General features: G+C 33.8%; 19 protein-coding genes and 1 pseudogene. 1 reads left to right on the top strand and 19 read right to left on the bottom strand.

The annotated features are described in order from the left end of the window. Positions 1–111 precede the first annotated feature (111 nt). From ABES02_RS28175 to ABES02_RS28115, 13 genes are all read right to left on the bottom strand, one after another. Positions 112–2,832: a hypothetical protein gene (locus ABES02_RS28175; RefSeq protein ID WP_430141130.1), complete on the bottom strand. Its 2,721-nt coding sequence runs from the start codon at positions 2,830–2,832 to the stop codon at positions 112–114. Beyond that, positions 2,829–3,569: a hypothetical protein gene (locus ABES02_RS28170; RefSeq protein ID WP_430141129.1), complete on the bottom strand. Its 741-nt coding sequence runs from the start codon at positions 3,567–3,569 to the stop codon at positions 2,829–2,831. Before ABES02_RS28170 ends, ABES02_RS28175 begins: the two co-directional genes overlap by 4 nt. Then, positions 3,569–4,462 (bottom strand): queuine tRNA-ribosyltransferase, encoded by an 894-nt coding sequence (locus tag ABES02_RS28165; protein WP_430141128.1) that lies wholly within the window; start codon positions 4,460–4,462, stop codon positions 3,569–3,571. The genes ABES02_RS28170 and ABES02_RS28165 overlap by 1 nt, the downstream gene beginning before the upstream one ends. A 152-nt stretch (positions 4,463–4,614) precedes the next feature. Next, on the bottom strand, positions 4,615–5,379 hold the full coding sequence (gene istB, locus ABES02_RS28160) for an IS21-like element helper ATPase IstB (RefSeq protein ID WP_430141127.1): 765 nt from the start codon (positions 5,377–5,379) through the stop codon (positions 4,615–4,617). Then, positions 5,376–6,827 carry an IS21 family transposase gene (gene istA / locus ABES02_RS28155; protein ID WP_430141126.1) on the bottom strand — a complete coding sequence of 484 codons (1,452 nt, stop codon included), beginning with the start codon at positions 6,825–6,827 and terminating at the stop codon, positions 5,376–5,378. Before istA (ABES02_RS28155) ends, istB (ABES02_RS28160) begins: the two co-directional genes overlap by 4 nt. Before the next feature lie 15 nt (positions 6,828–6,842). Further along, positions 6,843–7,562 carry an IS21-like element helper ATPase IstB gene (istB, locus tag ABES02_RS28150; RefSeq protein ID WP_430141125.1) on the bottom strand — a complete coding sequence of 240 codons (720 nt, stop codon included), beginning with the start codon at positions 7,560–7,562 and terminating at the stop codon, positions 6,843–6,845. Next, on the bottom strand, positions 7,562–9,064 hold the full coding sequence (gene istA, locus ABES02_RS28145; protein ID WP_430141124.1) for an IS21 family transposase: 1,503 nt from the start codon (positions 9,062–9,064) through the stop codon (positions 7,562–7,564). The genes istB (ABES02_RS28150) and istA (ABES02_RS28145) overlap by 1 nt, the downstream gene beginning before the upstream one ends. 132 nt (positions 9,065–9,196) lie before the next feature. Next, complete coding sequence (locus ABES02_RS28140) at positions 9,197–9,379, bottom strand: helix-turn-helix domain-containing protein (protein ID WP_430141123.1); 183 nt, start codon at positions 9,377–9,379, stop codon at positions 9,197–9,199. 216 nt (positions 9,380–9,595) lie between these two features. Continuing rightward, the gene (locus ABES02_RS28135) at positions 9,596–10,411 is read right to left on the bottom strand and encodes a hypothetical protein (RefSeq protein ID WP_430141121.1); all 816 of its coding nucleotides are present in this window, start codon (positions 10,409–10,411) and stop codon (positions 9,596–9,598) included. Positions 10,412–10,538: 127 nt separating this feature from the next. Continuing rightward, complete coding sequence (gene dpdA, locus ABES02_RS28130; RefSeq protein ID WP_430141120.1) at positions 10,539–13,160, bottom strand: tRNA-guanine transglycosylase DpdA; 2,622 nt, start codon at positions 13,158–13,160, stop codon at positions 10,539–10,541. 948 nt (positions 13,161–14,108) lie between these two features. Continuing rightward, entirely contained in the window at positions 14,109–14,333 is a 225-nt protein-coding gene (locus tag ABES02_RS28125; protein ID WP_430141119.1) for a sigma factor-like helix-turn-helix DNA-binding protein, read from the bottom strand. A gap of 27 nt (positions 14,334–14,360) precedes the next feature. Further along, positions 14,361–14,507 (bottom strand): hypothetical protein, encoded by a 147-nt coding sequence (locus tag ABES02_RS28120; RefSeq protein WP_430141118.1) that lies wholly within the window; start codon positions 14,505–14,507, stop codon positions 14,361–14,363. A gap of 140 nt (positions 14,508–14,647) precedes the next feature. Continuing rightward, positions 14,648–14,851, bottom strand: coding sequence for a hypothetical protein (locus ABES02_RS28115; RefSeq protein WP_430141117.1), 204 nt, complete (start codon positions 14,849–14,851; stop codon positions 14,648–14,650). A gap of 130 nt (positions 14,852–14,981) precedes the next feature. Between ABES02_RS28115 and ABES02_RS28110 the strand changes: the two genes are divergently transcribed. Further along, positions 14,982–15,320, top strand: a complete 339-nt coding sequence (locus ABES02_RS28110; RefSeq protein ID WP_430141116.1) for a hypothetical protein — start codon at positions 14,982–14,984, stop codon at positions 15,318–15,320. An 89-nt stretch (positions 15,321–15,409) separates the two neighbouring features. Here the strand turns inward: ABES02_RS28110 and ABES02_RS28105 are convergent, their stop codons facing one another. From ABES02_RS28105 to ABES02_RS28080, 6 genes and pseudogenes are all read right to left on the bottom strand, one after another. Further along, complete coding sequence (locus tag ABES02_RS28105) at positions 15,410–16,279, bottom strand: hypothetical protein (RefSeq protein ID WP_430141115.1); 870 nt, start codon at positions 16,277–16,279, stop codon at positions 15,410–15,412. Between the two features lie 19 nt (positions 16,280–16,298). Beyond that, a complete protein-coding gene (locus ABES02_RS28100) occupies positions 16,299–17,435 on the bottom strand; it encodes an AlbA family DNA-binding domain-containing protein (RefSeq protein ID WP_430141113.1) in 1,137 nt (378 codons plus the stop codon). A gap of 58 nt (positions 17,436–17,493) precedes the next feature. Then, the gene (locus ABES02_RS28095) at positions 17,494–17,934 is read right to left on the bottom strand and encodes a type I restriction enzyme endonuclease domain-containing protein (protein WP_430141112.1); all 441 of its coding nucleotides are present in this window, start codon (positions 17,932–17,934) and stop codon (positions 17,494–17,496) included. Next, positions 17,882–18,139 (bottom strand): annotated as a pseudogene (locus tag ABES02_RS28090) (ATP-dependent DNA ligase); the annotation flags it as partial. The gene ABES02_RS28095 and the pseudogene ABES02_RS28090, both read right to left, overlap by 53 nt. A gap of 164 nt (positions 18,140–18,303) precedes the next feature. Next, the gene (locus tag ABES02_RS28085) at positions 18,304–19,092 is read right to left on the bottom strand and encodes a DUF4230 domain-containing protein (protein ID WP_430141111.1); all 789 of its coding nucleotides are present in this window, start codon (positions 19,090–19,092) and stop codon (positions 18,304–18,306) included. 70 nt (positions 19,093–19,162) lie between these two features. Next, the gene (locus ABES02_RS28080) at positions 19,163–20,170 is read right to left on the bottom strand and encodes a DNA/RNA non-specific endonuclease (RefSeq protein WP_430141109.1); all 1,008 of its coding nucleotides are present in this window, start codon (positions 20,168–20,170) and stop codon (positions 19,163–19,165) included. Between the last annotated feature and the right edge of the window lie 210 nt (positions 20,171–20,380).

The following is a 20,380-nucleotide window of genomic DNA, read 5'->3' as shown; positions in this document are numbered from 1 at the left end:
TCAATTTTTTGAAGGAGATTACCGAAATTTGTAAACATACTAACAAATAAGGTAGGAATTACCCAGTTATATAAAAAAGGCTGTCGATGTTCGACAACCTAATGAGAAATACTATTTAATTAAGTTGATCCTAATTTGAAGATAATCGAAGAAGTCTGGGTTCACTTCTTCTATGTCCCTTAGTATGCCTTTCCATTGTTTTTTTGGAAGTTTTGTCTCTCCTTTTTCCATTAATTTTATCAGGTGCTTTCTTACCTGACTACGTAGATGTAATTTGCTAGTTAAGTATTGGTCTAGATCGTAGGTGTCTTCCTTTATTTTTACGTCCACAAACTGAAGAAACTTATGAATATTGTTTAAGTACGACTGCTCGTTTTGGATTTTGTTGATGACTTCTTTGTTTTCATCACTGGAAAGCCAATTAATAATTTGATTCATTTGTGTAATATCATCTAACGTTCGATTCTCTTTTTGAATAATAGTGTTTAGTTGATTTATTTTATCGACCACTTCAGGGGTAAAATAACGCGAAAACCTAATAAGTGTTTGTATTTCATCTCCCTTTTCCATTATTAATGGTTCTAAAGAGTCCAAATATGATTTTATTACTTTTTGCAGCTCTACGATAAAATTCATAAAAGGGTAATTCCTGATTTGAAACTTATTTAACGACTTTGATGGTTTAAGTTGTAGAAACTTTTGTTCAAAATCTTTTATATTGGATAGTTCTTCAATCGAATTTACATCTATGATATTGTCACGTAAAGCAAACCAATCGAGAAACAATTCCTCAGCAATTTCCAACCATTCATTTTTGATTGGATTATTCAATGATTGCGTCCATTCACTGTCTCCAATCGTATTAATCTTTAACAAATAGTCTCTCAAGAAAAAGGCAAAATATGCGACTGGATAACCTAAGTTTTCTTCAAGTTCTTTTATCCATTGGTTCTTCAGGATCTCTGTTTGATATATCCATTCAGATATATTCCAATCATTTGAGAAGGTTGAAAAAATATCTCCTCGATCTTGCATTTTTGATTGTTGAAATTTTGCAATTTGGAGAAGGTTTATATGCTTAGTAATCACTATTTGAGTTGTATCGGTTCTTGTAAATGCAATTGGATATTTGTAGCGATTTACCACTTCACTTCTTTGTATGGTTGCAGACGACTTAATAGATCTTGAAGTATTTGCTCTTACTACAGATGTCCCTTTCACTATTTCTTGAATGACTATTGCGATCCCAGAACGGACGGGTTCTAATAATTCTTCTTTAACTTTTTCCCCTTCAATCCAATCTCGTATATGTGAATATATTGGTTTATTCTTGAGCGGAATACTTTCTACTAGCATACCTTCTTTATAATTTTCAAGATTCCTAACATTTACAGTTTTATCACTACATTCATACCTAAAATTTTTTAAAAAAGTATGGGACAATGTATATTGATTATTATCTGGGTTAGCATACATTTCTGCTAAAAATTTTATTATCCTATCATCATGGTCAACAAATACTTCTCTATTTATTAAATTAAATACTTTGTTGATTGCTTTTGTCTCACCCTTTATTAAAAATTGTAGAATTTCCCTTGAGTGAAGAATCAAATATCGTAATGCACCCTTACCCTCCGGGATTCCATCATATATTCTGTTTATTAGAGAATAATTAAATGGTAATATCTCCAATTGATTTTTTGGATCATTCAATAATTTATTACATGAATTTGCATGCGGACATTCGTTTGAACAAGAATATCCATTTGCTTCCTTTAATGCTAATAAATAATTTTGTAGGTATATTTGTGCTTGAATCTTATCCAGTGTGAAGAAGTTTGATCCTGCCTCGTCTGACAACCAAAGTTTCTTAACTCGATCATCAATTGTATCTAAATTCTTTATTCGATTCATTAATTCTAAATTATAATCTCCACCTTGTTCTACACCTGGAGTTAGGCCAATCACTACATCCCAATTACCTTCTTCTAATGTAATAAAATAATCAAGAAGTTCAGCTGCATACAAATTTATAGACTGGACCAAATCATCTATAAGCAGTACAGGACGAACTTTTTTCTCTATTAACTTATTTGACAATTGTTTAAAAATAGATTTAATATCAGTTCCTTTGAAGAGAAACTGGTCCAACTTCTTTAACAATGAATAACGAAATTTATTATAATTTATATCGATATTAATCGTTGTGCTTTCGAGCAATGCTTCATATTCTTCTTTTTTTATTATTTCTAAAGGTTTATTAATTTGCCCATCACTTATTTGCTGTGTAAACTCCAAAATATTTCTTTCAATTACTGGCCTTAGCAATAGAGTTGCGGGAACGATATCCTCATCACGATCAAATAATTCTGACATAGTTGACCAAACAATTTGATTAATTATGGTAATTGGCTTACTAAGTAATAAATCCCACTTATTCTCATCAATTACTAAATCACCCATCTCTAATCCCAATGATTCGTAACACTTTTTCACAAGTATTTGAGGGTTTAACTCATTTCTAGAAATCCTCACAATTGGTCTTGGATTATTTGACAGACCCCATTGATCTCTAATCCAACAGAGGAGTTCAGACTTTCCAGAACCAGTGGAACCAAAGATTACATACACACGATTTCCAAAGGGATGATCCTCCTCCAACTCTTGAAGTAAATCATTTTCAGAGACACTTTCAATTAGCATATTTTTATAATATCGATTCAAGATTTGAGGAAAATGAGTCTTTCTGTAAAAGTCTCTTGAAAAGTTGTATCTCTCATCTGCTGTACCATATAAATACCCTATGCTCTTTCCTGAAATACATGGAATCATGCTTGATCACCTCCAATTTTCACCCAGTTCCATTGCTTCGATTCACCAAAAGATTGGTGAGGTAAATCCTGTTTCTTTGATAATTCCAGAATATTAACTTTACCTAAATTAAGAATGGAATATACGACACCATTAAACACGCTTCCGTTATTGATACAAGGAAATATTGGATTTATTTTTTTTTCAAACAATAACTGCAACGGACCTTCCCACTCTCCAATTTCTCTAACAATGCTCTCCATTAAGTGTAAGTGCGGAAGTGCATAAAAGCCCCCATATACTCGATACCCTAAACCAAAATATTCCATGATTCTTTTCCAAGCATTGACTTTTTCTTGGCTGATAGCTTGCTTTTCAAATTTTAAATTTGCTTCATAATATAAGTCTTTTAGATACAGTTGATTAGGAACAACAAACAAATGGTAATACATGGTTGAAAAAATATAATTTGAATCAGCGGAATTATTAGATTCCGCTACTTCTTTTAACCGTTGCAGGTAATGAAATCCTTTAATTTCGTTTTCATTGAGTGGCCATATATTTTTTTTTTCATCAAGATTGACATATTTTAGATTGCTTAAAAATATAAGTGCTGCATCCATTAATGAAGATATATCACCATTTTTTTGATATTGATACCTTGTTATTAATTCATCTCTTGCTATGCCTGGGTACTTTTGAACCGTTTGTAGTATCGCTCCTATTTCGGGTCCATAACATATTTGAAATAAAGACACTATAACACCCCTTCATTAACTTTAATTTCATCTATCGTTTTTGCTAAATGATAATAATTATGGATCGATCTAAGTTTCATATAATCACGATGAGATATGTTTAGAATATCTTCAGGATGTTTCAAACAAACTGGACATTTACAAAAGAGTGGTTTACTTATTAGCAAAGTTCTTCTCTTAACATTTGATTGTGATATTACGTAGGTACGGAATGGTTTACTATAAATGATTTGATGGAATGCTGCGACCATGGTGGGTCTACTCGAATCAAATGATAGTATATTAAATCTGGCCATCTCTTTTATTTGCTGAATTCCAGTGACTCCGAAAATATGTAAATGTTCCGGGCCAACAATTTCTATTACTGATTTCATATACTTTATTTGTTCAACTGGACTCCTGGCTAACATCGAACCTAGCCCAAAATTTTGATATCCCATTTTCTTTAATTCATGAATACAGTATTTAGTACTTGGCATATCAAAACCTTGAATAACCCCCATCAGTGAAACGTTATTTGGTAAATTACTTTTACTCATACAATTTACATATTCATAGGCATTAAATAGTGTTTTTTCAACAGAGGAGTATTTATCTGATAAAGTTTTTTTGTTAAGTAGAGGTTCATCTAGGTGGACTAACTTTATGGGAATATCAGAAGGAGCTGAGTCAATGATGTATTTCTGAATCTCTAATATATCCCTGAGCTTGTATTTCCCTGGATTTTTTGAGTAAAATAGTGCTCCTGAGTCTATAATTAATTTTTGGGGCTTTTTTTTGAACTTCTTTAACCCATGCTTGTTGTCTGGAACAGCAGAGATTAACATACAACATTCATCAAAATAATCACAAAATATTGCGTCACTATGAGACCAACTAATATAAAAATCCATTTCTTACCTCCTTTTTGAACAGATACGTGACTATACGTGAATACACTAAAATTATATCATTTTAATTTCCTTGTAGTAAAGAAAAGTAAATTCAAAATAGCATTTAATATGGTCAATTGTAAGCGTCAAGTACATTTGAACAATTTTGCTTATTAATTTTGAACACTTTCTCCTTTAAAAATTGTTTCGCGATGCTTCATTCTATAACTTGAATCATTAAAGTGAACAATCTCTGCTCGATGTATAAGACGATCTAAAATAGCTGTCGCAACACCTACATCCCCTAAAAGCTCGGTCCATTCTTTTGGAGAACGGTTGGAAGTTAATATAATCGATGAGTTGTTGTACAAGTCATTGATCAATTGGAAAAATAAATTGGCTTCCCTTGGATCCATTGCTGCGTACATCAAATCATCAATAATGACTAATTGTGATTCTTTTATTCTTTTAATCCTAGTCTGGGACTTTCTTGTTATATCCATGGTTTTCAAGGTATGAACCAAGTCTCCCATTGTTATAAAGGAGACCCTGTAACCTCGTTTAATGGCTTCCAATCCTAATCCAACCGCCATGTGAGTTTTACCCACACCTGGCGGTCCCAATAGAATAAGATTAAATAATTGCTCAACCCATGCTAATTCTTTTAATTGATTAAACTGTTTTAAGCTTAAGGATTCTGATTCCTCTAAATTAAATTGTTCCAACGGAGTGATACATGGAAATGCTGCGAGCTTCAAGCGTTTTTCCATGTTTTTCTCGTCTCTCATTTTTCGTTCGTATTCTACTACATTGTTCAGGAAAGCTATATAACTAAGCTGCTCCTTTTCCGCTTCTTCTAGAAGAGAAGGGAGCCTTTTTGATGTTTCCACCAAACGAAGCGAAATGAGTGAGTCTTGAAGATATTTAATTTGTTTCATTTTGTACTCTCCATGATTGTGTAATAATCTTCTAATGGACGCTGATTAGCCTCAGTATTTGTTAGCGTTAACTCAACGATGTCGTTATAATCTGTATCAATCTGTTGATCGCTGACGTTTACACTGTTCACTTGTCGTTGTCGTTTAAGAAGGGATACAACATCTTGAAAGTCATTCGCACTAAATAGTTGCCTTTCCATACAGAGATCTAATGCCTCATCTATTAATTCTATTGAGCCAAGTTCCATACACTTTTTTATTAGGCCTAACTGGTCTCGAATATAACGTGGATACCTATTTCGTAGCTCATTTAGGTATTTGGTAGCTAGTGATTTATTTGAAAAATGCTCACTAATGACTTCAATAAGCTCTTTAATTCCCTTCGATTTATCCCTTTTATGGGAATTATTTTGAATGAGTTTTCCTTTATCAGGGTTAATGTAATGTGTTGCCAGTATTTCCCCTGAATCCTGGACATAGATTACTATTTTATTATCATCTGTCACATAATAATGTACTTCTGAATACTTTTGAAATGTTCCTAACGGAACAGAGTATCTGTTCGAGAGATACAGGATTGTATTGTCCTTTCGTACACTTCTTGCTATACTTGTTTTATGAATATGATTTAGAGAGTTGACCTGTCTCATGTGTTGCTTTTCGAGGAGAAACACATCGGCGGGTCTTCTTTTTGTGCCGTTATGAATTTTGCCATTTCCTGTTCTTTTTAACCATTTCTGAGACTGCTCGTTCCAAGAATCAATGTTATGAAAAATTCTATTGTTAATAAAGTTATTCTTGATAAACTTAATCGCGTTTTCAACCTTACCTTTACTTTCTGGATCAGCCTTTCTACAGAGTTTAACTTCAAATTTTATTTCATTTACAAATTGTTGAAACTCTTCAGTGAGTAAAATATCCCCCTCGTTCTCAGACACAACAATTAGCCGATCCTGGTCATATAATATCTCTTTTGAAACACCTTCAAATTCCTTAAATGCATTCCTATGAGCCGAAATTACATCCTTTGTCGTGAAAGGGCGATTCTGATATTCAACGTATTTGTATCTTGAATGGGCCAAGACAAATACAATAAACATTAACTTAACTGGTTTACCAAATTGGTTCTTTACCGTTTTATATCCAAAGTCTGCTTGGATTTGTTCACCCATTGGAGGGTCAGGGACTGCTTGATAATCCCTAGCGCTTGATTCTTTTTGGATTTGATAATCCTCTCGAAGACACCTTACATAGCTTCTAACTGTACTTTCCCCAACTACGAATTCAGGATATTTTTCTTTAAGCCAGTCTTGCACTTGAGCTGCAGTTAAATCTGGATATTCTCTTAACCAATAAAGGATCAAATCCTTATGAATGTCTAACTTCTTACTTCTAGTTGTATTTGGCAAGCAAAAAATGCATGAAACGGCAGTTAAAAATGTAACCACTTGCCAACATTTTTTCTAGTTTTGTAATAATGACTCTTTATAGCGATGACTGTCCCCGTTGAATACCACCAGATGAGAGTGGTGAATCAGCCGGTCAATGACTGCCTCTGTTAAAATTGGATCACCAAACACGTGGTTCCATTGACCGAACTGCAGATTGGTAGTAATAATGATGCTCTTAGCCTCATAGCACATTGATATGACTTGGAATAATAGCTCTCCACCTTGTTTATGCAAAGGAATATATCCTAGTTCATCGAGGATCAATAAATCCAGTTTCTCAATTTGCTTAAACAATTTCGATAAAGTCCCTTTTTCGTTTGCCTCAAGAAGCCTATTTACCAATCCTGCAACTGTATAGAACTTTACGGACTTGCCAAACTTATGTATGGCATTTAAACCAATCAACGTGGCGAGGTAGGTCTTACCTGCGCCTACTCCTCCATAGAAAATGTTATTCTCCTGCTTTTCTATGAACTCTCCATTCAACAGATAATCCTTTGTCATTCCTGCCGGAATCTGAACTTCGCTCCAATCAAACGGTTTTCCTTTCACTTTTGGAAGCGTAGCCTGGTTTAACAGGAGGTTAACCTTGCGCTCTTCACGTTGCTGGATTTCTGCTTCAAAGAGCTTAAATAAATACTCTTTATTATTTGAGCCTTCCACTTCATGAAAATGTTCCTTGATCCAGCTCAGCTTCAATCGCTTTGCATAGGTTTTAATTTGCTCATTCATTATGCGTCCACTCCTTTATGGAGCTGGTCATAATGATCGAGGCCTCGTGTCGCTTCCGGTAGTTTAGGTAGCGATATGTTTGGCTTAATATCACTACGGATTCCACGTCCGTTAATAAGTTGGTAGAATACTTGTTTAATGGCATCCACGGAGGGATGCCCATGTTCCGAGGCAATGACCAATGCTTTCGTAATTACACTGAAATCGTGGTCCTTCAAAATTATCGATAATAGATTTAGTGCTTCTGGCTTTTCGGCCACTGTACAAACACCAAAATAACTTTTCCATTCTTCCGGAAGCTGATCATAGAAACTGGTATATTTAAGTGCCGTAGGCCGTTTGGCCATTAAATTTAGATATGGCTGCCATTTCATGGACTTTCTGTATTGGCCATACATTCGGGAATGGCTGACAACGAGTTGATGGTCATCGTTCAAAATCTCTACTTTGTTATATGAGATTTTCGCTAAGACCTTGCCTAGCGCATATCTTGGAGAAGTCGAATACAGGTTAAGATCTAGCTTGATATAACCATATTTATCGGCCTTCATGGTCTCGTACCTTACACATTCATATTCTTTAGGCGGCAATAGGAGAAATGCTTCCCGATCTTCCTCAAATAGCTCTGAAATCGTCCATTCCTTTTGGTAATGCTTCCTTTCGCGGTCTTTCTCTGCCTTGGCCCATAGCTCTTTATTCAAATCGTCTAGATTGATAACATGCAATCCCGGTAAGAGAAAATTATTCCGGACATACTTGACCATTGCCTCCACGTGACCTTTCTCGTTTCCGCTATTGGGATTGCAGAATTCACATTGGAAACCGTAATGTAGAACGAAGTTCTGGAATTCCTCTGTTAATTGCCGTTCGCCATTCGGCAGTATTTTCTTAACGGCAGGTGATAGGTTGTCGAATCGTATGGCTTTTGGAACTCCTCCCATATGGTGGAAGACTCTTTTCATCCCCTCGAGAAAGCACTCTTTGTTTTGAGAAGGGAAGACTTGAAAATAAAATGCATTACTAAATGGGTAGGAAACCACAAGGTATGGCAAAACGATATCTTCTCCTCCGTAAATAAATGGAGCTTCCCCGAAATCCACCTGGGCTGTTCCTGGTATCGACTCTAGTGGAAGTGCAGCCTCATCTACCACATTGAGGAACTCTGTTTTTCTCATGGAAACATACTCTCGAACAGTACGATCAGAGCCTTTAAAGCCATGGTTATCTCTTAACAAATCCCACATCCTCTTGGCAGTTCTACGAAACTTCTTTTTCTTTTTCAAATCCTCCTTAATCCATTCATCTAGGATTGCCTTTACAGGCCCCAATACAGGAGCAACCCTAGTTTGTTTTTTCTTTGGCTTTTGGTTGAAATCCTCCCTTTCTGCATACTTCTTAATCGTCCTTGGATCTCTTCCAGTTCTTTTTGCTACATCTGAATATGTACAGTCTTTATTGTTAACTTCATGTCTGATATAATTAATCTCGGCCACTGCCAACATCTCCTAAATACCTCCTGCACTGCTTTGTACCCAACAGGAAGTGTATGTGTTTTTGGGAATGTTGACAAGTGGTTTTTTTATTTGTAAAGACCCCCTGTGACCAACACAAATTAGGTGCCATAACCTACATTTTTATTCTGCCATAAACATTCTAGTCATTGTTGATGCCGTCCACTCCGCCATTTCCTCTGGTGATTTACGAATATACTTGTAAACAGTATTTCTAGATATATTTAGTTTCCTAGCAATTGTGGAAATACTGTATTTTTGGTTAAGCATTCCTCTAATTTCTACATACATTTCAAACTTATCCACCTTTTCAAATCCTCCGCCTAATCATAGAAGTATAAAAATCTATCATAAGGTGGAGTATCGTTTTAGTAAATAAGTGTTCAAAATTATTCGTCGAAAACTGTTCAATTTAGTCTAGCACTTACATCAATACAAATATAGCCATCTTTACGATCTTTTATATACTCTCAACCGGTCGAAAATTTCTAAAAAGAAATTAATTTCAATAAAAAAATCGCCTTACTCAAAAGACGATTCCGTTAATCTTTTCCAATGTTTATATATCTCGATCCTATTTTTCTTTGAAGGATAATGTTGTCTTGTATTACCGTATAGTTCCTGCCAGATTGGATTAGCTCGATTGAAAAATGAACCAGTCCAATTTTTATATTTTATTCCTTTTGATAGGTTTGGTATCACAATATCAACTTTATTATCTTCTATTTGTTCTTTAAAAAAGCATAAAAATATATACCATGAATTAATATTATGTATTATTGTTTCATCTTTAATATTGAGAACTTCCCGCAAACTATTAGGAAAATACATATCATTTACACAAATTAACTGTTCTAAATAATTTTGAAATAATCCAACAATTTCCAAGGTGTTTTCAAAATAACTGGTATCGTAAATTTCAATTATTAATTTTTCAAGTGATGAAAATGTTATCAATTTTAAAGATTTTTTACTCAGATTAGTACTTTTCATTTCGACTAGATTATTCAAAGTACTACTACTTAAAATAGAATTAAGGAGAAGCTCTGGTAAATTTTTTTCCTTAAAGATTACGAGTTGTTTTTCATTACTTTGAATATTACTGAATTTGCTTATTATTATTGGATCAGATAGTTCAATTGATAAATTATCTTTTCCTATTTTTTCCTTTATACTTTTACTAATAACGATTAAAATATCATTTAAAAAATACGAAGGAGTTGCTGACATATTGGCATTCCAACTCAAAATTTCCTCTTTTGTAGCAACGTAACTATAAATTGATTTATTCTCTTTAATTATTATTTTCTGCACATCATTAATGTTTAAATTTAACAAATTTCATCACCATGATTAAATAAATTTTTTTATTAAGTCTAGTCAATTTGTTAACAAGTCATAATGTAAATATACAATATTTATAAACATACTTATACTTATTAAGTACGGGTAAAAAAAAGAAAGGTCAAGATAGTGACCTTTCTTTTTCCGATTGAATTTCTTTTAATTGATTATAGAATACATGAGTATTATGAAATCCTCTTCTACGGTTCCGATTATTTCCCCTAAAAATTATCACTTCAACCCCCACTTCTTTACAAATCGAACAAGAACAATGTTTCCAAGGCTTGTCGTTTAATACTTTCTGATACAGGGATCTTAGTTTATTAGCAGAAAATATCCGATCATAATTAGCCGCAAAGTAATCTTTTAATGTACTCTCATATAAAGCTAACTTCTTTTCCTGGATTGCTTCAGATTCCGCAACCTGAAATTTTTGTAGTTGTTTAAATACCACATTTGAAATAATATCAACGTCTAAGTTATTAAAATCAATGATAAGCGATTTAAAACTCAAGGATCCTATTAAATATTTGCTAATTTTTACCTTTTTTTCTATTTCCTTTTCTTCTAATTGAAGTATCTTTTCTTTAATATCCAAGATTTGTTTTTTTACATTTTTATCAGTATAAGCCTTTTTCAGATTACTTTCAGCAATTTCCTTTACTGCAAGTAGTAGGTCCCTACCTGAATTTTTTAATATATTTTCGTTATTACTCATAAACATGTTAAAACTTAAATCCCTTAATAGGAATTCATTCATATTCATAAGTTCTTTCTTTTTTATAAGTTTATTAAATACAGTTACAATGTCTTTTTCAATTTTTAACACTTCAGATTCTTTTAGTTCAAGTTTCTCTGAAATAAATTTATTTTTTAGCGTCTTTTCCTTCTTATATTTATCATTATAATCCTTTAATGTTTCGATATATGAATCATATTCAAGGACCGTTTCCACTGTATTAGTTATATCAATGTTCCCTTGATCAAATTCTCTAACGCTTTTCAAAGATTTTTGTTCTAGATCCAGAAAGGCTTCAGCGGTATTAATTCCTCTATTAACAAGTTCTTTTACTTTTGGATGTATATCAGATTGTGGGATACGAATTGCCGCATACTTTTCTATATCAGTAAAATAATTTCCTCCAGTAGCACTTCCCCAAGCTTTCTTTAAGAATGTTGTTGAATCAAAAGAAGTTACCCCTAGTTTGTGGAATATGTCGATATATTCCAATCTTGCCGCTCCAAATAAATGAATTTCTAGATATTCAGGAACAATTGGTGCTATTGCTTTTAAGATTTCTAAAATTTCCTCAGACTTAGCGAGTGCAAGACCACCCAGAGAAATATGCTTATAACCCATTTTTATTAGTTCCACAAATGCGTTTTTGTAGGATTCAACATCCCATCCTTGAGCAACACCAGTTGGAGTAAATTTATAATTACCCTTGGAGTGTTTTATTAGAAAATCAGCTGCATTTTTCAATGTTAATTTATAACGGAAGTTTCTCATTTCTTCGTTTTCAGCAATTTTACCAATAATCAAATGGTCTATACTAGTACCAATATTGAAGCCCATTTGATCATAATAATCAAGAATCTCATCAGTTGTATATGGTGGTATCTCTTCCTCTATATAACTAAATGCTCCACAATCTCCGTATAAAGGAATATCATTAGGAAGTCTCAAAAATTTATGCAAACCACCTGCATTTAATATCAAGTCTTTACGGTTTTCACTCTGATCAATATTTATTTTTGAAATAAGAACGCCATCATAATTTGGTTTATCATAAATTTCATGTGAATAATAATCATCGAGTGGGTTTCTATCTTTTGTGTGCTCTTCCGTAATCCAATTAAAGTTAGGGTCTACTCGATCATCATTTTCTGGCATAAAATAATTTAATTTATGAATGCCATAGTTTTTTGCATACATACTTTCTGCTATTACAATTTTACTTGTTTGTTTTATTTTTGTTTTCATAACTTTTCCTTTTCTTTTTTCCTTACGTTCATCGGGAAAGAGTGAAAGTTGCTGACTATCATCTTTTCGGTACTTTTCTAGTGTTTGTAGAAAACTTTGAGGATCATCATAAATCTTATCCAGTACAGTTAACCCATTTTCAACTATTTCTTTAGCCAAGATTTTGAATAAATACCCTTTTAAACTAATTGACATCTTTCCAAAATCATTAGCATCTTTGTTACCCACTTCAACATAATGATAAGGATTATTATTTGGAATCAATTTTACACTAGCTTTACTACCAAGAAACACTAACTTTTGATCCTGTCTTGTTTCCTCAAAAGGTAATTGAAGACTATTAAGGTATTCTTCTCCTAATAAAAAAAATACCATATCATAGGATTTAATCTTTTCACTGGTATGTTCATTTATTTTTAGTTTATTAGACCAATCTGTCAATTCGTCCTTTTTCATATTAGCAAATGTTACATTATAAGGAACAATTTCTTGGTCCTCACTTACTAATCCGTATCCAGCTGAGACAATTGCCAAATCAACTATACTATCACCATATTTTTCCCTTAGGTTATTTATCCCCTCCATAATCCATAAATGCTGTCGTCCTGTATACATATCTTTTGCCATAGCCTTAAAAGGTGCAAGTTGATTTTCTTTTTCCAAAAGAGAATTAGAATCTGAAAAATCCGATTTATTTAATTGCTGTTCAGGGCTATATATTTTAGAATTCGTACACGAGGTAATAATTAATAGTTTCATGTTCTCCCACCTCAAGTAATACAACTTTTATTATTAATGTTTTAAAACAATTTCCACCTTGCGAAAATATTATTTCGTTTTCCCTATATACATATACGATTTTAGCCTTACTATATATCCCATCAAAAAAAACCATTACGTTTTCCTTAATTATTGTACAATAACAAAAGCAAGAAAACATTAGTAACTATTTCTTGTCTATCATTTTTCTAATAACTTAAAGACTTTTAAATTCTCCTAGATACATTATACTCGAACTAACGTTCTTTTTGATAGTTTTACTTTGTTTAATAGAAACTTATGTTTTAAATTTTGGTGACATAAATCCATCAAAGGGAATTTTGAAACTTTCCTTCAGAATATGTTAAATACTAAGTAGCATGGTTAAGTTAATAATTGATATTTATGTTATCTGTCCTACGATAATTTTTCCTCATAATATAATGGGAACAAAAAAGAGAATTGTACTTTAATACAACGCTCTAAATTATAATATTAATAATGTCTGGATTCAATTTATGATATTCATGACTCAAGCAGTTTTGAAGTTTGCTGGCACCTGTTTTCCTAGTTTCTCGATGTGCCCTCAAGTCTTGATAAATCAAGGTTTCTTTACTTCTAGTGTTTTCTTGTGATTTGTAATTTTAAAAATTTGGGCACCAAGCATGGCACCTATAACGGCCCAAAGGAATCCCACGGTTTCAACTGAACACAACCCTGTCAAGGTTGAAAAGCCAATCGGATTATAACAGATTTAGTTTGAAGTTGTTGATTTAATAGGCTTTTATTTTAACTATGTATGTTTTAAACAGATGTAATTGGTGGTAGTATGATTGGTTTTGCCCCCAGTCTGCCACCAAGTGACACCAGGTCAAAACCCTTGATACATAAGGGCTTAAAGCCTTGATGCCCCCAAAAATTTTTATGCCTATTATCCAGTGATATTATTCAAGAACGACTTTGTCCTTCTCGCTCGGTAAAACTAGATTCATCTTTAATTCTAACTAATAGACGTCTTATCATTTTGTATTCAGCACGATTACGTAATTGACGAACACGTTCCGGGGATAGATTCAACAATTCTGCAACTGTTTTTAAGTAGGTCCTCTCTTTATTTACACCATACATTTCATTTAGAATTATTTGCTCTCTCTCATTTAGCACATGGCTCATAGCTTGATTTATCCCAATAAAACGCTTCTATTCATTTGAATCTTTTTCGGAAAGTATTTTCAAGTACGGTTTTGATCTATACATTTTTGGAACAAAATTTGGACTTTGTGTTGAATCCACCATATCCATAAAATAAACAGCGTCTTCCCACGTTATTTTTATTAAATTCTCCATCAAATTGCCCCCTCAGAGCGTTTGCTATCATATCAAATTAAGCATATATCATTTTGGAATATATTGACGGGCGAGTTGTGAACTTTTCCGGAATGAAAGACGCTAACTTTGCTTAACCCTTGTATTGACAGAAGAACAAATTATCTCAACCTCGGTTTCGGTAACTCTGCAATTATCTCCTTCACCTCAACATCATGCTCTTCGATATGCTCCACAACCCTCATTATCCTTTGTATCGCATACGCCTTATCCGTTAAATCATCAGCAACGAGTTCACCAGCAAGATCCAACAGTTGGGTTTTTATTTTTGATATAGTCAGTTTGGCTTCAAGCAATTCGTTCATTTTATCCCTCATTCTTGAAATTTTTATTAATCTCCAGAATTACAGTATGACCAACCGTTATTGTTCACAAAACTGTTTGAAGGTTGAAATGAGCATTTGGCGAATTGATTCAAAAAAGGGGGAGTTTAACTTGCCGACTTTAATCACTGTTCGGAGAGCACAAGAAGAAATAAAAAGGCTGCAGGATTATGTGGATTTAGCCGAAAATTACGAAGCCGATACCTTAGAAAAATTCATCATTAAGGAATATGCATTCACGAATAGCATTGAAGAAATCACCAGGATACTGAATCGTCGGGGCTATACGATAAAAGGGGAACCGATTGGAAGGGAATACGTTTCTGCAGTAATTAACGGGAAATCTTCTGACGAACTTCACCGAATGTTGAAGTCGGGGTATTTAAAAAGAACTAAACATAGCCGATGCGTTAGTACTGATTCAATTGGGTACAAAAATAATGACCACTAAACGTGGTCTTCTTTCAACTTTTAACCTATTATATCGGGGAAGAGAACGATACCCAGCTATATAAGCTTATTGGCTCGTTTTACCGATTATTATTTTGCATTGTTGTAATACTTATTAATTTTTTTACTAATCTCTTTAATTTGGATCAAAGGATTAAAAGTTGGACCCTTTACTATTTCAAATGATTCAAATACATTGATATAGTTAAAAATATCATTTACAAATTCAATAGAATATCTATGTATTTCAGATAATTCATCAATAGTATCATCAATATTAACAGTAACAGGGGCTAGCCAATCACTGCTAAAGGTAACTTCACCCTTAGTATTTTTTTGAGTGTAGCCAAAAAGTCTTGTTCTGCTCAGTTCATCAAACTGTAGGTTACCCCTATGTTTTAGGTTATTCGCCAATTTTTCTCTCAGATGTTTAATATTTTGATTGAACCGATACTTTTTTATTAGTGAAAGTAACTCTTTTGAATTGTCCGTTTTAATCCTTTCCAATTCATTTGATAAATTACCAAAGTTGCATTTTTTCAAAGCAGATTGGTATGCTTTATGCCCATCCAATCTTGTCCCATGGAGGTCATAAGCAAACCATATCATTTGATAAACGTAATCTTCGACAGAATTATATATAAGAATACTATTTTTAAGGTATTCACCCCTCATCCATGTATGAGCTAAATAACTATTCCCGTGGGAAATTACATTACTTTCATATAACTTATTAAAAGCATTTATTAGATTAAAACGAGCACTTGCAATAATGTGATAAATCTCAGTTAACATAGATATTGAAATGGAATATCCGACATCATGCATTATCATTCCGTCTGCTATAAACTTATCAATTAATAAATCTTGTGGCAGTTCAAGGGACTCTGCGAAGTTTTTATGCATTTCTTCCCATTCATCCCAGGTATATTCTTCTTCTCCATAAGTAATCTTTAACAAAAATTCATCCCCTTTCTAGTTATTGCATGTAAAGAGTCGGTCTTTGAGTATATCCGGCAGCATTATATAATAAATCCCCAACTTGACTTGAGAACGACCTGAACTCTGAGAAATCATTTATTATCATGTCCGGAAACAGGAGATCATTTTGTAAAATATTATACTGTGTTACTTCGCCATTTTGATTAATAAATACTGCTTGCCCAACATCTAATAACGCAAATCTAAGAACAAATGGACCTTCTACGCCATATCTTAAATAATTCGATGCGATTTTGTTCGCAACCTCATTAAGTTTTTGCTCTATCATTGGTATATTAATTGTAATTCGCTGTCCCTCTCCTATTATTCTTAAAATGCCACGGTCCACAATTTCAACAATTCCTCTTCTATTAATATGATGATAACCATAACATTGGTGTTGAATTGTAGTCCTCCACCCAATCCCTTCAAAACCTATGTGATAGTCTACACCTGCCTGGTACAAAGGTCCAAAATCTCTTTCATCATAGGGACTTCCCAAATCAAGTACAGAAGCATCGAAGCCGAATGCGCTTAGAGGTAAAACATTTAACATAATCGTGGGACCAGGAGCTAATTTTAAATAACCTTCGTCGGCTTTTACTTTAAAAAGTCTTTCTAAATGAAAATCCTTAATCTCCTTATACAAGCCCTCATTTTCTAAAAATCGTCTCTTTATTTCATTATATTCAAGTTGGTATTTCCCAGAGGTATTCCGACCATAAAACTCTCTCCCCCTCACAATATGAGGACCACTAAATGACCTCTGAACACGTATAATAAAAATACTTTTTTCAGCATTTATTTCAATAGCCTTCATCTGCAGCCCATTCATTCTTGGTTCAACCATATCTCTTAAAAGGTTTTCTATTTGCTGTTTTAAATGGTCTATATTGCCAAATACCTCACCATTTATTTCATTAATTACCCCTTCGTTTTCACTTACGCCAAACACTAGGTAGCCACCATTTGTATTTGCAAATGAAGTGATATCTGCTGCAAATTCTTTTCTCTGCTCCCGTGAATTGAGGTGAAGTTGTTCTTTATAATCGATACTTGTTCCTTCTGGTACAGCATTTTCTTTTAGAAAATTAATATCGTCGATGTTAATATTATCAAAAGGCTTATTAAACATTTTTATTCCCCTCCATAATTAAAAGGTCCTTCTCAAAATAATGAGAGGACCATTACTTTTAAGCAAAATTTCTGGGCCAATCCTTGTACTGTTCTTTGGCTTGTTCTACAATTGCATTTGTCAAAAACTTCAATTGCTCCCCTGTAATTTTCTCTTTTATTAAGACCATCTTCACAGCGAGATTTACCTTTGAAAGAACATCAGAACGGTGAGGATTAGTCCAATCAACTTTGAACTGTTTTTTCATTGCTGCAAGCACCTTATGAACCAGTTCAGCCATAAATTCATTTGTGAATGCCTTATTACCCAAGTTTTCAATAATATGATAAAAAGCTACTTCTTCCTCTGAAAGACCTAGTTCATCTTGGAAGCGCAATTCACTTTGCATACCTTTTCGTACTTCCATCATCATTCTAATCACATCAGCAGCAGAAATAACCCTGTCACATTGCTTCAAAGTCGGGTTTTCTAGCTGGATCAGTGACGATAATTTCTCCATCTAGAACCGTACCTTCCGGAATGTCTATATTTAAGAGTTCTGGAAACTTGCTTGTAACCTCGTTGTTGTGTCTGGTGTAAAGCCTGACTTTATTATTAATCTTTGAAAGTATTAGCCGGATACCGTCCAGCTTAAGTTCTGTAAGATAAGCTTCATCATCAAAGGGCTGGTCTACCTTTTGTAATAACATTGGTGCAAAAAACAATTAAACCACCTCATAATAATTGTAAAACATAGCTTAGCAATTATCATTGGTGGTTTGTTGTCATTTATGAAATGTTTGACTATAACACCAACAATTCCTCTATGGTTCCCTCAATATAAATTACAGAACAGGCCTGTCTCAAGTAGCATGGGTAGGCCTCCCTATTAGTTAAACGTGACATTTACCGTATAGCCAATATTCTTAAAGAATTCCTTTAAAACTTTTTCAGCGTTTTTATCTGCAGTATCAAGTAAACCAACAGAGAGGGCTTCTTGACGAATTTGCTCTTGTGCCTTAGCTCCAATGTCAAACCCCTCATCCCATTTAACATCACCACGGAAAATCCCACCCTTGTCCATTACTTGTATTTTATCTAACTGTACTGATGGTTCCTGGATAAATTTTGCATGTGGAAGGGTAATATCTATTTCTTTTGTTTCTTCATTAATAACCATGTCCTTAGAAGTAATCCCTTTCAAATCAACACCAGCAATAACCGTCGCAGGTACAACTAATATTAGCTCTCGGTTTGTTCCTGGTAGATCAATATTCAAGAAATGCTTATTATCCTTTTCGTGTATAACCCCTTTCATATAAGCTTTAGCTGTTGCCAATGTGGCTAGCTTTTGAACATGTTCAACAAACACGACAGACTCTTGTTTGGAGGTATTGCCCGCAAATTGCCGAATTCCTACTGAAGTTATGATGACTAAAAAAACAAGGATGACCAAGACCAAAATAATCTTCAATCTACCAGCTTTTAAGAAAGACTTAAATATTCCTTTCGGTGGAGATACAGATCTTAAGTTATGATCTATCGCAATAGTTGCAGCATTTTGCTGTTGTGCTTCTTTTAATTCTATTAATAGTCTTTCTAGCTGTGAAATTTTTTCATCTTTTTCTTCTATAATTTCTCTATTGGTATTCATTTTTTCACCCTTCATTTTTAACATTACAATTTTTATCCTTTTAATCTCCTGCCCGTTACTTCAATAAGAAGAAAGAGTCGCCGCATAACCCCATTTATTCACCTACTGAGCCATCACCATCTCGATCATCCATATATTTATAGAGCCATGAATCTCGTGTAATTGGCATTTGAAAACCAGCTGCTTTGGCTTCAGCAATCGTAACTTGTCCATTATGATTGGTATCCACCTTGCTGACATCTTCATTGCTACTTACCGTTTCGGTTGCTGGTGCACTGTCTGTTTTCGATGGCGTTCTGCTCGTACCTGTCGTTCTCCCTAAATTTTTGTTCACTTCATCTGGATTTACATTGTCAAATTCATCTGTAATGGATCTGCCCTGAATTTTGTAGGTGAATTTATAATGGCTAGGAACTTGCGTCTGAGTATTTGGATATTGAATCACTGCTACGAAATCTGTAGCACCTCCTGCATCCCGAATCACTTTTTCCATGTAAGCTTGGTCCCCGTGCCTATTGAGAGTGCTGTCTTGAGGTGTAATGTTATAGGCGTTAGATACTCCCCCAAGAGAATCAGCAATCACATGCCCTTTATCCAAGGTTGGACTCTCTGTACCAGGAACATCCGCTTCATCAGAGTAATATCTACCTGATGACAAAACATGATCCGTATTCGAATTTTGAAGTGTTATATTTTTCGCCTCAACCCGAATTAGCTGTCCATATTCATTTGTAAAGGCCCAATATTCCCTGTCGCCAAAACCAATATCAACTCTGACATTTGGCTTTCTATAACCTGACATATCTCCGCCATCTACTACAATTAGTGTATATTTACTGTAGTCAAAGTCCCCATTAACACTTGTTATCGTTGGTGTACTAGTGGCAGAAACGCTTGGACTGACTACACTTTCACTAGTCGTTTTTTCAACTTCATCGTTAGGTGTACTTTTTTTGCTTTCAACAGTGGCTTCTTTCTTTTTGCTTACTTCTTGAGTTTCATTTATTTTGATTTTTTCCTCTTTGCTAGTTGTTTCATTTGATGAACAAGATGCAAGGAAAACTAATAAAAACGCCATAAATAAGTAGGTTAATTTCTTCATAAATTGTCCCCTTTTTTGTAAATATCTGTAGAAATACCAAAACTATTATACTACTAAAATACTTCAAAAAACGAATAAATTTATATAATTTAAAAAGGATTCCAAGCTAAAGCTGAAACCCTTTAATCTTGACTCCATTCCCCATATGATAATCCTAATGTTATTAACCTAGTTATGTTAAACTCCTTATTCATACAGATAGGTAAGGCT

It is taken from the genome of Neobacillus pocheonensis, assembly GCF_050477905.1.
Taxonomy (GTDB): Bacteria; Bacillota; Bacilli; order Bacillales; family Cytobacillaceae; genus Neobacillus; species Neobacillus pocheonensis_A.
This window is presented reverse-complemented; position numbering and strand designations above follow the sequence as displayed.